This is a genomic window from Candidatus Galacturonatibacter soehngenii (assembly GCF_008830185.1).
In the GTDB taxonomy this organism is placed as follows: domain Bacteria; phylum Bacillota; class Clostridia; order Lachnospirales; family Lachnospiraceae; genus Lachnotalea; species Lachnotalea soehngenii.
Genome location: NZ_WAGX01000005.1, coordinates 1,403,721 through 1,418,839, shown reverse-complemented (window position 1 = coordinate 1,418,839; position 15,119 = coordinate 1,403,721). Strand labels below are relative to the sequence as shown.

At 33.9% G+C, this 15,119-nt stretch carries 13 protein-coding genes; 8 read left to right on the top strand and 5 right to left on the bottom strand.

The features are described from left to right. Positions 1-205 precede the first annotated feature (205 nt). From F7O84_RS13925 to F7O84_RS13915, 3 genes are all read left to right on the top strand, one after another. Positions 206-904: a 5'-methylthioadenosine/adenosylhomocysteine nucleosidase gene (locus F7O84_RS13925; RefSeq protein ID WP_151146363.1), complete on the top strand. Its 699-nt coding sequence runs from the start codon at positions 206-208 to the stop codon at positions 902-904. 104 nt (positions 905-1,008) lie between these two features. Beyond that, positions 1,009-1,785 carry a hypothetical protein gene (locus tag F7O84_RS13920; protein ID WP_151146360.1) on the top strand — a complete coding sequence of 259 codons (777 nt, stop codon included), beginning with the start codon at positions 1,009-1,011 and terminating at the stop codon, positions 1,783-1,785. A gap of 123 nt (positions 1,786-1,908) precedes the next feature. After that, positions 1,909-3,258 (top strand): glucose-6-phosphate isomerase, encoded by a 1,350-nt coding sequence (locus F7O84_RS13915; protein ID WP_151146357.1) that lies wholly within the window; start codon positions 1,909-1,911, stop codon positions 3,256-3,258. A 44-nt stretch (positions 3,259-3,302) separates the two neighbouring features. Here F7O84_RS13915 and F7O84_RS13910 read toward each other — a convergent pair whose 3' ends face one another. The 3 genes from F7O84_RS13910 to F7O84_RS13900 all read right to left on the bottom strand — a co-directional run bounded on the left by F7O84_RS13910 (position 3,303) and on the right by F7O84_RS13900 (position 6,594). After that, complete coding sequence (locus F7O84_RS13910; RefSeq protein WP_151146355.1) at positions 3,303-5,081, bottom strand: GGDEF domain-containing protein; 1,779 nt, start codon at positions 5,079-5,081, stop codon at positions 3,303-3,305. A 160-nt stretch (positions 5,082-5,241) separates the two neighbouring features. Continuing rightward, the gene (locus F7O84_RS13905; RefSeq protein ID WP_151146352.1) at positions 5,242-5,508 is read right to left on the bottom strand and encodes a hypothetical protein; all 267 of its coding nucleotides are present in this window, start codon (positions 5,506-5,508) and stop codon (positions 5,242-5,244) included. Positions 5,509-5,739: 231 nt separating this feature from the next. Continuing rightward, the gene (locus F7O84_RS13900; RefSeq protein WP_151146349.1) at positions 5,740-6,594 is read right to left on the bottom strand and encodes an AraC family transcriptional regulator; all 855 of its coding nucleotides are present in this window, start codon (positions 6,592-6,594) and stop codon (positions 5,740-5,742) included. A gap of 197 nt (positions 6,595-6,791) precedes the next feature. On the opposite strand from F7O84_RS13900, the gene F7O84_RS13895 reads away from it, so the two are divergent. Both F7O84_RS13895 and F7O84_RS13890 read left to right on the top strand, forming a co-directional pair. Further along, a complete protein-coding gene (locus tag F7O84_RS13895) occupies positions 6,792-8,585 on the top strand; it encodes an ABC transporter ATP-binding protein (protein WP_151146346.1) in 1,794 nt (597 codons plus the stop codon). Next, entirely contained in the window at positions 8,578-10,365 is a 1,788-nt protein-coding gene (locus F7O84_RS13890) for an ABC transporter ATP-binding protein (RefSeq protein ID WP_151146343.1), read from the top strand. Before F7O84_RS13895 ends, F7O84_RS13890 begins: the two co-directional genes overlap by 8 nt. On the opposite strand, the gene F7O84_RS13885 is transcribed toward F7O84_RS13890, so the two are convergent. Together F7O84_RS13885 and F7O84_RS13880 are read right to left on the bottom strand one after the other, a co-directional pair. Then, a complete protein-coding gene (locus F7O84_RS13885) occupies positions 10,362-11,738 on the bottom strand; it encodes a sensor histidine kinase (RefSeq protein ID WP_151146340.1) in 1,377 nt (458 codons plus the stop codon). The genes F7O84_RS13890 and F7O84_RS13885 overlap by 4 nt on opposite strands. Then, complete coding sequence (locus tag F7O84_RS13880; RefSeq protein WP_151146337.1) at positions 11,722-12,453, bottom strand: response regulator transcription factor; 732 nt, start codon at positions 12,451-12,453, stop codon at positions 11,722-11,724. The genes F7O84_RS13885 and F7O84_RS13880 overlap by 17 nt, the downstream gene beginning before the upstream one ends. A gap of 179 nt (positions 12,454-12,632) precedes the next feature. Here F7O84_RS13880 and F7O84_RS13875 point away from each other — a divergent pair, with 179 nt between their 5' ends. Genes F7O84_RS13875 through F7O84_RS13865 form a run of 3 tightly spaced genes read left to right on the top strand, consistent with a single transcriptional unit; the run spans position 12,633 to position 15,031 of the window. After that, positions 12,633-13,544: an ABC transporter ATP-binding protein gene (locus F7O84_RS13875; RefSeq protein ID WP_151146334.1), complete on the top strand. Its 912-nt coding sequence runs from the start codon at positions 12,633-12,635 to the stop codon at positions 13,542-13,544. Further along, entirely contained in the window at positions 13,544-14,293 is a 750-nt protein-coding gene (locus F7O84_RS13870; RefSeq protein ID WP_151146331.1) for an ABC transporter permease, read from the top strand. The genes F7O84_RS13875 and F7O84_RS13870 overlap by 1 nt, the downstream gene beginning before the upstream one ends. After that, the gene (locus F7O84_RS13865; protein WP_151146329.1) at positions 14,294-15,031 is read left to right on the top strand and encodes an ABC transporter permease; all 738 of its coding nucleotides are present in this window, start codon (positions 14,294-14,296) and stop codon (positions 15,029-15,031) included. Positions 15,032-15,119: the final 88 nt, after the last annotated feature.

Here is a 15,119-nt window from a genome sequence, read left to right as displayed (position 1 = left end):
TATTTAATTATACTAGGTCAATAAAAAAAAATCTGATATAATGGTAACAGTCTAGGCATGCGCAGTAAACATAAAACTATGAAAGCTTGCTTGCAAAAGGTGGCATGGCTGACTATAACAATAATAATATGAAAAAATTGCTTACTCGTTACTATTTCTATCTTAATATAGTAATCATGTATGTTGAAAAATGAAGGAGATTATTATGGGAGTAACAGGTATCATCGGTGCGATGGAAGAAGAAGTGAATATCTTAAAAAGTAAGATGCAGGTAGATGCGATAATAAAGAAAGCATCTATGGAATTTTACAAAGGTATTCTAAATGGAAAAGAAGTTGTGATTGTTAGAAGTGGAATAAGTAAAGTAAATGCTGCAGTGTGTACACAGATATTAGTTGATGATTTTAAAATCTGTCGTGTCATCAATACAGGAATTGCAGGTTCTTTACAAAATAAAATTGATATCGGAGATATTGTAATATCAAGTGATGCGATTCAGCATGATGTAGATGCCACGGGATTTGGTTATGAACTTGGTGTGATACCTAGAATGGAGACATCTACATTTATAGCAGATGAAGGTCTTGTGTCATTGGCAAAAAAAGTTTGTGAAAGAGAAATTCCAGACATAAAAGCTCATATTGGAAGAGTGGTGACAGGCGACCAATTCATTTCAGATAAGAGTGTAAAGGAGCGAATTGAAAGCAACTTTCACGGTTATTGTACAGAGATGGAAGGTGCTTCAATTGCGCAGGTAGCATATTTGAATCAGTTACCTTTTGTGATTTTAAGAGCCATTTCTGATAAGGCAGATGATAGTGCATTTGTAGATTACCCAACTTTTGAAAAAAAGGCGATTGAACATTCCGTCATATTAGTAGAGAATATGCTTAAAGAACTATAAAAATGTCAAAATCCCTTATAAACACTAGGTTTTTGTAAAACGATTTTTCCTTCCCCTCTCTTTTTTTTCTATGCCTGATAAGCTATAATTTTGTATAAACCAATATGGTTGATACATATATATTTGAGGCAGCCAGATTGAAAGAAAGGGGAATATTTATTTTGGAAGAAATATTAAAAGGGGATTTTATCAAATATGGTATTATTATTGCCACTGTATTTGCTGTTGTAATCAAAGTAATACAAACATTTTTTTATGTTAAGTTAATGGAGGAATCGGAAAATATTCCAGCTTCTAAAAACAAGTTGATAAAGCAGATGAAGTTAAAATTTGAAAACTGTTATAAATTAAATCTTGGTGTTAATAATGTCAATATATTTGTAGATAAATATATGTACAAGCACAGAGTAGGTGGTATTAGCATGTACCAATTGCATCGCATACCTATTGTGCTTGGTTGGCTATGTGGAACGTTTGGTATTGTAAGCGGACTCATTTGCTATGTAGAAGGATATAGTGTAAAAATAGGATCCTCGTATGAGATATATGGAATTGGAGCAATTTTAACATTAAAGCTAGCAGAAGTGATCTTAGATACAGGGCATAAAAAAAATATAGTATATACAAATTTAATTGATTTTTTTGAAAATTCGTTGCAAAATCATCTCACCCATGACACAGTAAAAACAGGTGCAGTCACAGAAGAAGAAAGAGAAATAATAGAAGACATTCCAGTAATACGAGAAAACAAAAAGGAAGACAATGAAATTCTTTTGCGTTATCAGAAAAAAGAAAAAAATAAAAAGACAGAGTCTGTGGAAGAATCTCAAAGTAACGCAGAAGCAATCATAGAGGATGTAATAAGTCAATTTTTATCTTGATTTCATGGAACTACTTTGCTACAATAAAGATTGACAAATTTATCACAACTATTTTTATTGTATTAGAGTAGTTGTAAGAGTGCGGATAAGATTCAACTGAAAGATATAAAGGAGTGTGTACAAATGGAAAACAAAGTTACGTTTGATTATTCAAAGGCTTTATCATTTATGAATGAAGCAGAAGTTAGTATGATGAGTGGTTTAGCCGAAGCGGCAAAGGAGCAATTGTTATCGAGAAAAGGAGCAGGAAATGACTTTCTTGGGTGGATTGACCTTCCAGTTGATTATGATAAAGAAGAGTTTGCAAATATTCAAAAAGCAGCAAAGAAAATACAAGAAGACTCCGATGTTTTATTAGTAATTGGTATTGGTGGATCTTACCTTGGAGCAAGAGCAGCCATTGAGTTTTTAAGACATAATTTCTATAATTCTGTTTCAAAGGAAATCAGAAAAACTCCTGAAATTTATTATGTTGGAAATAATATCAGTAGCACCTATATCAAACATTTAATGGATGTATTAGACGGAAAAGATTTCTCCGTTAATATAATTTCTAAATCTGGTACCACAACAGAGCCAGCGATTGCATTTCGTGTATTCAAAAAGCTATTGGAAGAAAAGTATGGAAAAGAAGAAGCTTCAAAGAGAATCTATGCAACGACAGATAAGGCAAAAGGAGCATTAAAAAAACTAGCAACAGAAGAAGGCTATGAAACCTTTGTAGTTCCAGATGATGTTGGAGGAAGATTCTCAGTTTTAACAGCAGTAGGTCTACTTCCAATCGCAGTGAGTGGAGCAGACATTAATAAATTAATGGAAGGTGCTGCTAGCGGAAGAAAAAAAGCATTAGAAAATAAGTTTGAAGAAAACGATTCTTTACAATACGCTGCGGTAAGAAATATCTTATTAAGAAAAGGAAAGCAGGTAGAGTTCGTTGCAAACTATGAACCTAGCTTACATTATATATCTGAATGGTGGAAACAATTATATGGAGAAAGTGAAGGAAAAGACCAAAAAGGTATCCTTCCAGCGGCTGTAGATTTGACCACGGACTTACATTCTATGGGACAATTCATTCAAGACGGAGCAAGAATAATGTTCGAAACTGTATTGAATGTAGAAAAATCTCAGTGTGAAATCTTACTAGAAGAAGAGCCAGTGGATTTAGATGGATTAAATTACTTGGCAGGAAAGAGCGTTGACTTTGTAAACAAAAGTGCTATGAATGGAACCATTTTAGCACATACAGATGGTGATGTACCAAATCTGTTAGTTCACATTCCAGAGCAAAATGAATTTTATTTAGGTGAATTATTCTATTTCTTTGAATTTGCTTGCGGTGTGAGTGGATATTTATTAGGAGTAAATCCATTTGACCAACCAGGTGTAGAAAGCTACAAAAAGAATATGTTTGCCCTACTTGGTAAGCCTGGATTTGAAAAAGAAAGAGAAGAGCTTTTAAAAAGATTATAGATTAAAATAAAAACACAGGGTATCGTATTTGATACTCTGTGTTTTTAAGTAAATAATATGGCATTTACCATAGAGCTTATCAAAGCAAGTAGCTGCCTTGTATCATTTGACCATGAATAATGGACACTGGAATGTTCATAACTAATAATTCCATTTATTTGATGATTGCTTGGTTCTATCATCAAACATTGAAAGTAAGACGTTGAGGAAAGATTAGAAAAATAATGATATATTTTGCTGTAAGTAAATTCAATGTTCTTAATATTTGTAACGCAATAGGTACTTGTTTCAATAAATTGTGACAAATAGTCTTCGTAAAACATCATGGGCATATAAACCAAAGTATTGCTGTTGAGGGAATCAACATCAGCATACGATAAATTAGGGATATATATTACGATGTTATGTAATTTATAGAATTCCTTTATCACCTGAAATATCTCTGGTATGACAGGCTTACCCTTTGTATATAACAAAAATATTTTCTTTTGCACATCCAAAAGAGTTACGGTTGTTTGAAATGGAATGTTTTGAGTCAAAATGGAGTTATCATTCCCATTACAGTTTACCAACCCATGTAGTTTTGAATCATAGATAATGTAGCGACTCTTTCCCTTGTTTTTAGCAAGGTATAAGGAATAATCCGCCAATTTAAAAAGTGTATCATAGTCGGAAGCGTCTTTTGGATAGCACGCAACGCCCATAGAACAGCCAAGCTGAAAGGCAGCCAACTTTTCTTTATATAACCATTGTATGTTTGCACGGATGGAACGAAGCATATTTCGAAGAAGCTTTTCGGAATCGACATCTTCCAAAATAACAAGAAATTCATCTCCTCCAATGCGACCAGCCACACCATGCTGTTGTATCGTATTTTTCAAAATGGTTGATACCGCCTTTAAGATCTCATCTCCAAACATATGCCCAAACATGTCGTTGCATTGTTTAAAGTTGTCCAAATCCATAATGAAAAGATATATATTGTGATCAGGTTGTTGTCTTAATAGGTTCTGTGCATAACTTTTAATTTCGCGTTTATTTAAAAGTCCAGTCAACTCATCTTTATACAAATTATCAATAAAATGATTTTCCTTGGTATTATGTATGGTATTAAAAGGAAGACAGACCCCAATTACAATTTTTTTATCATTATGGTCTTTTAGTGTAATTCCTTTTAGTTTCGTTGTTTCAAAAATCTCACCATTGGAAAGTATACTACAAGATATCTGGTATTCAAAGTTTTTCATAGATTCTACTAAGGACTGGCAAAATTCTAAAAAAACAGAAAGGTCTTCCCTTGCAATCCGCTCCTGTTTCATCATGTCATCCTTCCAGATAGTTAAATCCCCATTAAATAGCAATATATTTTGTTTTTCGTTTATCCAGTAAAATTTAAAATGATTGGTTTCGGGCTGGTACTCAAATATTTTATCACCAACCAAAGTAAATAAAGTACGATATTTTATCAAATCAAATTCAAGCTTGGAATGTTCATTGATGATGTCGGATAGATATTGAAACTCTATTTTAATTAATTTATTATTCTTAATATAAGTAAAATTAAGTAGCATGTGATGATATTCATTATCACTGTATAAAATAGAAAAAATATCAGTAACAGACTTGGTGATAGAGATATTATGAATGCATTCAGATAACCGCGTGCGGTCTGAAGGAAGCACAACTTTATAAATGGAATAAAATAAATCATTCCCAATTAAGGTATACAAAGATTTATTTCCATACTGAAGAGTAAGATTTAGGTCGGTAATGGCGATAGGAATCCTTGATTCTGAAATTGAATGAAAAGAAATATTCTGCATTAATACACACCCCTGTAATATGAAACAACTGCTTAATAGTAGATTTCATTATAACCACTCGCACCAAGTAAAAGATATGGTAACGATCGAGATAATAAATGATTTAAATATAATACATTAAATTTCTTAAATGGATAATGCCTTGCACTCACAAATGGAATTAATCCTCTTCAATCACTTGGATTTCAAGAAAATCAAAATCAATTTCATCAACGAAAGAATCTTTTGAAAAGCGCACTTTGCTATGGCGTTTGAATTCATTGATGTTTGATTCCAACCAAATTGGTTTACTAAGGTCAAAGTCATAACAAATTTGTTCCAACCCGTGAAAGATTTTGTGGGTACGAGTATCGTTTGAATCATTTTCTATAGTAATGTCTTTTATAAGACGGTTATTAGAATATATTTTAGCCCATAATCGAAACATAAACAAAGGGTCCTTTCGCATATTAAATAAAGTATCCAAAATATTTTATCTTAATATAAATTATTTGAACTTGCATCATTAATTATAACATTTCATGTAAGGTTTCTCAAACGGTTTATGAGTTATTTTAATTATTTTTATAGGAGCATTCGTAGTACCTATAACCTATATTAATAATTAAAAGGGTAAATGCTTTGCACCTACCCCATATATACCTATATATCACTTAACCTACGAACGAATAAAGTTTTTTCTATAATGCAATGGTGACATTCCATAATATTTCTTAAATAGCTTACTAAAATGATATACATCCTCATAGCCTACCAAAGTAGCAATTTCTTTTACACTGTCTGATTTTAAGGAAACAAGCATTTCTTTTGCTTTTTCAAGCCTTATTTTAATCAAATAATTAATGGGTGATTCTCCAGTTTCATCCTTAAAAATCTTTGATATGTACACAGAGCTTAAATACATATTTTGAGCAATCGCATCCAAAGAGATTTTCTCATTGTAATGTGTATCCAAATAGGAAATGATTTGATTTACCACATCATTCTTATGATGACTATCAAAATGATACCCTGCTTGAGGTGGGCAAGGCTCTATGTTTTGGCGTATGATATGCAACAGAAATTGGATTAAATTCGCTTTTATCATAAAGTACTTTCCAGCTTGATTAGTTTCATTTTCTGCAAGCATAGCATAACAATATTTGGTAAGTTCTTGGCGAAGCTTATTATTCGTATGCATAATGTAATCTCCATTCTTTAATGAAATTACATTACTTGGCATATTCTTAAAGTGAAAATTGGTAAAACCTACGAAAAACTCAGTAGTAGGTTCTTTTTCATTTATTACAATGTTATTATGATTCACGCCCGAATTACAGATTAATAAATCGCCCGCTGAAACATCATAAGTATTACCTTCTACAAAGTACTGTCCTTTTCCGGATAAAATAAAGGTAATTTCTGTAAAGTCGTGGTTGTGATAACGAGAGTTCTTTGTCATTTTCCCCTTGCTAACAAACAGTATTGTGGGATTGAGGTCATTGTAAGTAATGTCGAATCTGCAGTCGCACATAATTTCCTCCGTTTGTGTGAATGAAAACATTTGATACATAAAATGTATATCAATTTCTACTAGCTTCTTTATAATAATATACATCATGTGTGTCGAAAAGTACATTTTATTTTGTTATAAATTTCGATATACTCCAATGGCAATGAAAGATGATAGAAAAGTAAATTTATTTATTTTATTAAGAAGGGGATAAGGTTATGACACCATATAAGTGGTTTTACTCACATTTAAGAAAACACGCCAGATACATTATCATTGGACTAACAATTATACCAATTGCCTCGGCACTGGCAGTGATTAATCCAAAGGTATCAGGTTCAATTGTTGATTTGGTAATGAAGCAAGGAAATGTTTCACTGTTACCAAAACTTATTTTGCTACTAGTAGCTACTACCTTGCTACGAAGTGGAATTCGATTCGTTATGATTATGAGTATGGAAAAGGCATCACAGGGTACGCTTTATAGCTTAAGAGATTCGGTATATAAGCGTTTACTGTTACAAGATTTTAATTTTTATAATAAGAATCGGACGGGAGATTTAATGTCAAGACAAACAGGAGATATGGATGCAATCAGACATTTTATTGCCCATGTAATCTATGCGACAGTAGAATCCATATTTGTATTTTGTTTTGCTCTTATTATGATGTTTACCGTTAATATTAAAATGGCATTTATGATGATTTTAGTTTTGCCGTTTACTGCCCTTACTACATATTTTCAGGTAAAAAATATTAAACCTGCATTTATTAAAAGCAGGCTAATGTTTTCAAGGCTAAATTCCTTTGCACAAGAAAACATCAGTGGTAACCGAGTTGTAAAAGCATTTGCCAAAGAAGATTACGAAATAGAAAAGTTTGATAAAGAAAATGATAGCTTTAAAGAGGTACAATTAGAAGGTGCTGTGATTTGGGCGAAATACATCCCTGTTTTTGAATTTTTATCAAATGTCTTAACTTTTCTTTTGATGCTTCCTGGAGCAATTATGGTAATCAATGAACAAATGACATTAGGAAATATGGTAACCATGAGTGGGTATCTTTGGATGCTTACGACACCACTTCGCACTGCTGGGTGGCTTATTAATGATATACAACGATTTATGACTTCACTAGAGAAAATATTTTCAACCATCAGCCACGAACCTGATATTAAAAAGCCAAGTAATGCAATCGTAAAGAAGCATTTAAAGGGCAGCGTACGTTTTGAGCATGTGACCTACAACGCAGATGATGAAGATATATTAAATGATGTAAGCTTTGAAATTAAGCCTGGGCAGACCGTTGGAATTATTGGAGCAACAGGAGCAGGTAAATCTACGCTTATGAACTTATTATGTCGTTTTTACGATGCAAGTGAAGGCAATGTTTATGTTGATGATATTAATGTAAAGGAAATGGACTTATATTCACTTCGTCAAAACATTGGAATGGCTATGCAAGATGTCTTCTTATTTTCCGATACGATTGAAGGAAACATTGCATATGGAAGGCCTGATTGTTCCTTCGAAGAAGTGGAATGGGCAGCAAAGGTAGCCAACGCAGATAGCTTTATTAAGGCTATGCCAGAGGGATATGATACCATTGTAGGAGAAAGAGGAATGGGACTTTCTGGAGGACAAAAGCAAAGAATTTCTCTTGCGCGAGCACTACTAACAGATCCTGCCATAATTATACTAGATGATACAACTTCAGCTGTTGATATGGAGACAGAGACTAGAATTCAAGAAGAACTAACTAGACTACAGGATAAAAAGACAGTATTTATCATTGCTCATAGAATTTCCTCCATAAAGGATGCAGACGTTATCTTAGTGCTTGATAATGGAAGAATTGTAGAAAAAGGAACACATGAAGAATTAATCCAAAAAAGAGGCTATTATGATACCGTATTTCGTCATCAATACGGCGAGTTTGATCGATTAAAAAATAGCAGTGAGTTTAGAGAATATATCAAAGAACAGCAAAAGGAGGCACTTAATTATGGCTAGAAATAAATATGATATTGATGAAACCTTAGAAGCTGGATTTGATTTTGGCCAGCTAAAAAGACTTGCCAAATATGTAGGACCATATAAAAAAGACATGATAAAAGCAATTGTTATTATGTTGGTATCAAGTGCTCTTTCTATGTTAACTCCAAGATTTTTTATGACAATTATGGATGATTATATTCCTAATAAAAATATAACGGGAATTGTTTTCCTAAGTCTTTTGACTATGGTAATTGCCATATTTATTTGCGTGAGTCTTAAAGTAAAGATTATTTTAACAAACCGTGTGGGTCAAAATGTAATTCATGCGTTAAGAAGAGATTTGTTTGTTCATCTTCAAGAGCTTCCATTTTCTTATTATGATGATAGACCTCATGGAAAGATACAAGTACGTGTAGTAAATTATGTAAACAACCTAAGTGATTTGCTGTCAAATGGAATTGTAAACACGATTACTGATTTATGTAGCTTGTTGTTTATCATAGTGTTTATGCTAACCATAAATGTAAAGCTTGCGCTAGTATGTATGTGCGGAATTCCAATCCTAGCAGTTCTTATCTGGACTGTGAAGAAAAAGCAAAGAAGGGCTTGGCAGATTGAAAGCAATAAGCAATCAAATCTAAACGCTTATATTGCAGAAAGTTTAAATGGAATTCGTGTTACACAGTCTTTTGTAAGAGAAGAGACGAATCAAAATATTTTCAATCAATTAAGCAGTGATTACAAAAGTGCCTGGATGAACGCAGTGCGTTATAATATGATGCTTTCACCAATTGTGGATACCATATCGGTATTAACCACTTCTATGATATATGTACTTGGTATTAACTGGATGTTAGGAGGAGAAGGCAATATAACAGCAGGTGTCTTAATTGCTTTTACAGGATATATTAGTCGCTTTTGGAATCCTATTACAACACTTGCCAGTTTTTACAATTCACTACTGACCTCTATTTCGTATTTAGAGAGAATTTTTGAAACGATTGATGAACCAGTAACAGTAAAAGATAGAGAAGATGCTGTTGATATGCCTCCGATTCAAGGTGAAGTGGAATTTAAGGAAGTTGATTTTGCCTATGATGATGGAATAAAGCGTTTGGATAAAGTAAGCTTTAAAGTGAAAAAGGGAGAATCCTATGCCATTGTAGGACCAACAGGGGCAGGAAAGACAACCATTATCAATTTGTTAAGCCGTTTCTACAACATTTCCTCAGGAGAAATAACCATAGATGGTATTGATATCAATGGTGTTACCATTCGTTCCTTGCGAAAGCAGATGGGTGTTATGTTGCAGGATAGTTTTATCTTTTCAGGAAGTATTATGGATAACATTCGATATGGAAATCGAGAAGCAAGTGATGAAGAAGTAATCGTGGCGGCAAAAACAGTGTGTGCTCATGATTTTATTATGGAGATGGAACAAGGCTATGATACACAGGTAAATGAAAGAGGAAGCAGGTTATCACAAGGACAAAGGCAGTTGATTTCCTTTGCAAGAGCCTTGTTAGCAAACCCAAAGATATTAATACTTGATGAAGCCACTTCTAGTATTGATACGGAGACTGAAATGATGCTACAGGAAGGTCTTTTAAAACTTCTAAAGGGTAGAACTTCCTTTATCATTGCACATCGATTATCAACCATTAAAAATGCAGATTGTATTCTCTATATTGATCAAGGACAGATAAAAGAAATGGGGAACCATGATGAGTTAATGGAAAAAAAGGGAGAATATTACAACCTTTACCTGTCCCAGTATAGCTTTTTAGCTTCCTAAAGATGTGATGATTCATGAAGTGGGAGACAAAGTGTGATCATACATCCTCCCTCCAATTGATTTTGAAATCTTGTATAACCTTTATGTGCTTTTATTATTTGTCTAACTAAAGTTAATCCGAGTCCGTGTGTATTTAGTTCTACAGAGGCTTTTTCGTGATTTAGAGTGTGAAGCATTTCCTTTGTAAAACCAATTCCGTTATCTGCAACCTCGATACTACAATTAAAGGAATCACACTTTAAGGAAAGACGAATATGGCATCCATCTTTGTTGTGACGAACACTATTTGTAATTAAATTAGAAACAGCTCTAGAAAGCAATACTCGGTCAGCATTTGCAGAGATGTTTTGAGCTGTTTCATCAATACATACATCAAGGCTGTGTAGGTCACTTGATTTGCTGTTTAAAAAGTCTACGGCAATGTTTCGCAAGAAAGGTGCAAGTAAAATCACTTCAAAGTGAAAAGGCTGCATGTCATATTCTAGCTTTGAAGCAAGGTTTAAATCATTTACAAGTGTTTTGATTAGTTCACATTGCTTTCGAATGGTTTCTGCCTGTTCTCTTTTTGCTAAGGTTAACTCTAAGTCATTTTCTAACTGGCTTGAATAGCCCATTGCTATGGAAAGTGGAGTACGAATATCATGAGAAATACCAGCAATCCAAGTAGTTCTTGCACTGTCTCTTTTACTTAGAGCTTCTTCTTGGTTGATTAGCTTTTCTGAGGTCTGGTTAATGACTTTGGCCACATCTCCAAGCAAACCTTGAGTCGAAAGAGTGACGGGTTGTTTTTGTGTTAATTGATAAATTCCTTTCGTAAGTAGCTTTAACGAACGAAATAAGCGAAGTCCAAGCAGCAAAGCAAGTACAAGGGCAGCTATAACATTTGCTACAAAAAGCGATATAGTATAAAAAGGAGAACGATTCATAAATTGTTGAGGTATGCTGACACTATACTTCCAAACACTATGTCTTGGATGCCCCCATACAAAAAGTCCATCTGAATGCTGCCATACATAAACGGGATAATCATTTAAATACCAACGAGAAAACCCAGCCACTTGAGAAAGTGAGTATTGTAACGAAATATCAGAGGGCAGATTTAAGCTCCAAACAACACTGCCCTCCTCATTAAGAAGCATTGCCCATTGGTCATTTTGTATGAGAGTTGTTGTAAAATCATCTGGCAATCTATATTCATCATCTACTTTTATCAAGTTTTTTGTGAGCTCTTGAACACTTTCTTTTTTCAAAGTGGTACTTCCTGATTTAACGGTAATTGCTACCAATAAAATAAAATTAATGACAAGCAAAAAGATTGCTACTGCGGTAGCTGAAATCACATAACGACTTAGTATTTTAATTAGACCTTTCAAGTGTTTCTCCTCCCGTTAGTTTATAACCAATTCCACGAATGGTAAGTAAAAAGCGGGGATTGGAGGGTTCTGGTTCAATTTTTTCACGTAATCTTCTAATATGTACCATAAGTGTATTCTCATATCCATAAAGCGTATCTCCCCAGGCTGCTTGACACAAGCTATCGCCTGATACAATTTTCTCTTTATTCTCATATAATTTCCAAAGAAGTGCAAATTCCTTTGCGGTAAGGGTATCGCATCCTTTTTCGGAAGTAATCGTTGCATTATTAAAGTCAATGGTTAAGGCCCCTAGTGTAAAGACTGGTTTCTCCTCTTGATTTAAAATAAGAGGAAAATAGGTGCGATTTAATACGGCGTGAATTCTTAATATCAATTCGCGTGGTAAAAATGGTTTTGTAATATAATCATCTGCCCCAAGGCCAAGACCGAGTAAACGATCTTCATCTTCATCTCTGGCAGAAAGAAAGAGGACTGGAACAATTGAGTGCGAACGAAATTCACGCATCAAAGAAAAGCCATCTCCGTCAGGAAGAGAAACGTCTAATAAAATGGCATCTGGCTTTGTGGCATAAAATTGTGTTCGAGCCTCCTTGCAATTAGAAGCAGAAAAGATTTTATAAAAACCGTTTTGCTTTAATAAATCGATGACCATTTTTAAAAGAGTTGGTTCATCATCTATGATTAGGAGTTTGCAATCATGAATGGTATTCATGGCGTATCCTTCCTTTCTTTTACTATTGTTTTTTTATCTATATTTTACCCTATTATATCCTAAAAAATAAAAAAATGATATTTAAGTTCTATGTTTTAAGGTAAATGTAAGGTTGCATACAGGTAGGTGTAAGGAGGCGCTGTTAAGATAAAGATAGCTTATTAGAAAGGAGCAACACTATGAATATTATAACAACCAATTCCCTTTGCAAACAGTATGGGACTGCTTTGCGAGTAAAGGATTTAGATCTTCGTATTCCAAAACAAGTAGTATATGGTTTTCTTGGCCCAAATGGTGCTGGAAAGTCCACAACTATGAAAATGATACTTGGACTTGCTAAGCCAACCAAAGGTAGCATTCAAGTATTTGGCAAGGAGGTAAATGCAAAAAATCGAATACCAATATTAAAACATGTTGGCGCTTTGATTGAGTCACCAAGCTATTATGGGCATTTAAGTGGAGCTGAAAATTTAAAGATTATTAGCATGTTAAAAGGGTTACCAGATAAAGAGATAGACAGGGTATTAAAAATTGTTCGTTTGGAAAATCAAAAAAATAAAAAAGTATCTCAGTATTCTCTCGGTATGAAACAAAGGCTAGGACTTGCAGGTGCTTTACTTGGTAATCCCAAACTCTTAGTCTTAGATGAACCTACAAATGGACTCGATCCAGCAGGTATTCAGGAAATAAGAGAATTAATACGCTCTTTGCCAGAAGAATATGGAATGACTGTTATGGTTTCAAGCCACTTATTAAGTGAGATTGACCAAATGGCAGACCACATTGGTATTATTAGCAAAGGAGAGCTTGTTTTCCAAGATAGCCTATCTGTGCTTCATAAACAAAGCACCCAAAAAATTGCTATACGTACATTAAACAACCAAATGGTTGCCAAAATGCTACAAGAACAAGGAGTATCCTTTCAAGTACAAGAAGACTATCTTCTTCTTCCTAAGATAGCAGACCAAGCACTGTTTGAGCAGATTAAAACATTGCTTGAAAAAGGTGCCAAAATCATACGAATTGAAGAAAGAAGCAAGAATCTAGAGGATATTTTCTTAGAGATTACAGGAACGGCGGTGAGTTTATAATGAGAGCTCTTAGAATAGAATTTCTAAAAATTCGTTATAAGAAAATATGGCTTATCGTATTCTCCATCATTATCGTACAGGGCTTATGGCAACTATGGGCTGTTAGAAAAATGGATGCAAATGATTTGGTGCAAGGCTGGATGTTTTGTCTTTATCAGTTTCCTGTCCTTAATACAATCATGATGCCAATCACAGCGGCTGTGGTAGCGTCTAGACTTTGCGATGTTGAGCATAAAGGAGAAATGTTAAAACTTTTATATACAGTAATACCAGAGCAAAAATTATTTTTTACGAAGTTTTTATGTGGAGCCCTTTTTATGACCTTGGCAACTATTTTGCAGGTTTTTATCATTGTAACCATAGGTTCTATAAAAGGGTTTGTGGGAAGTATCCCAATGGATAAGATGTTGTATTATTTTGTCTTTACAGTTTTAATCAATGTAACGATTTTGCTGATACAACAACTGCTTTCCCTACATTTTAAGAATCAAATGATACCAATTACAATTGGCTTATTAGGTTCTTTTATGGGACTATTTTCTTTGTTTTTTCCAGAAGGAATCAAACGATTTTTGATATGGAGTTATTATGGAGTACTTTTACTTGTAGGAATGGATTGGAATGAGAAAACCCGTGTTACCAATTATTATTATACTTCTCCAGACTGGATTGGCTTTTTCGTGGTTATTTTTGTATTTGTCGCAGTCTATGCATTAAGCCTGGTCTTAATAAAAAGGAGGGAAATATAAATGTTATTCATAAAGACAATTAAAGCAGAAAAAATAAAATTGAGACATAGCTTGGTATGGATTGCGTTTATTTTGCTTCCAATTATTCCAGCTATTATGGGAACCTTTAACTATTTGCAAAACAAAGATATTTTGACAGACGGATGGTATAGTCTTTGGACACAGCACACATTATTTAGTTGTTATTTCTTTTTGCCTGTTACCGTCGGAGTTTATTGTTCTTATTTGTATCGCTTAGAGCATGTAAACCATAACTGGTATCGTGTTATGACGCTACCAGTTCCCCCAATATACAGTTATCTATCGAAGTTAATCATTGTTTCCTCAATGGTAGTGTTGACGCAGATATGGATTGGTATATTGTTTATTTTGTCTGGAAAGCTTTGCGGTCTAACAGAATCCATTCCAAAAGAGCTAATTGAATGGTTACTGTATGGAGTCCTTGGCGGAACCGTCATATGTGCAATACAACTTTGTATTTCTTTGGTCATTCGAAGCTTTGCACTCCCTGTTGGAATTGCTTTGATTGGGGGAATAGGAAGCATACCCGCGTTTTCAGCAGGTTATGGAGTTATGTATCCATATGCTCTTCTTGGACTAGGTATGAGAGCAAATGCTCCAGGAGGGCCAATCCAGTGTAGTATACCAATGTACTTTCAAAATAGTATGATTTATGTAGGAATATGTGTTGTATTTGCCTATGTTTGGATGAAAAGAAAAGATGTGTTTGCTGGGTAGGTAAAAAGCTCATCTTGATGCTAGTGTAAAGTTTTTGTAGGAAAATGAAATAGATATAAAAAGAAAGCACGATTCTGTGTTAGGATTT

Bases quoted from the DNA above. Each gene is read 5' to 3' on its own strand.
- F7O84_RS13915 (WP_151146357.1), top strand. From the start codon at position 1,909: ATGGAAAACAAAGTTACGTTTGATTATTCAAAGGCTTTATCATTTATG.
- F7O84_RS13925 (WP_151146363.1), top strand. From the start codon at position 206: ATGGGAGTAACAGGTATCATCGGTGCGATGGAAGAAGAAGTGAATATC.
- F7O84_RS13865 (WP_151146329.1), top strand. From the start codon at position 14,294: ATGTTATTCATAAAGACAATTAAAGCAGAAAAAATAAAATTGAGACAT.
- F7O84_RS13875 (WP_151146334.1), top strand. From the start codon at position 12,633: ATGAATATTATAACAACCAATTCCCTTTGCAAACAGTATGGGACTGCT.
- F7O84_RS13895 (WP_151146346.1), top strand. From the start codon at position 6,792: ATGACACCATATAAGTGGTTTTACTCACATTTAAGAAAACACGCCAGA.
- F7O84_RS13890 (WP_151146343.1), top strand. From the start codon at position 8,578: ATGGCTAGAAATAAATATGATATTGATGAAACCTTAGAAGCTGGATTT.
- F7O84_RS13880 (WP_151146337.1), bottom strand. From the start codon at position 12,453: ATGAATACCATTCATGATTGCAAACTCCTAATCATAGATGATGAACCA.
- F7O84_RS13905 (WP_151146352.1), bottom strand. From the start codon at position 5,508: ATGTTTCGATTATGGGCTAAAATATATTCTAATAACCGTCTTATAAAA.
- F7O84_RS13920 (WP_151146360.1), top strand. From the start codon at position 1,009: ATGGTTGATACATATATATTTGAGGCAGCCAGATTGAAAGAAAGGGGA.
- F7O84_RS13910 (WP_151146355.1), bottom strand. From the start codon at position 5,081: ATGCAGAATATTTCTTTTCATTCAATTTCAGAATCAAGGATTCCTATC.
- F7O84_RS13900 (WP_151146349.1), bottom strand. From the start codon at position 6,594: ATGTGCGACTGCAGATTCGACATTACTTACAATGACCTCAATCCCACA.
- F7O84_RS13870 (WP_151146331.1), top strand. From the start codon at position 13,544: ATGAGAGCTCTTAGAATAGAATTTCTAAAAATTCGTTATAAGAAAATA.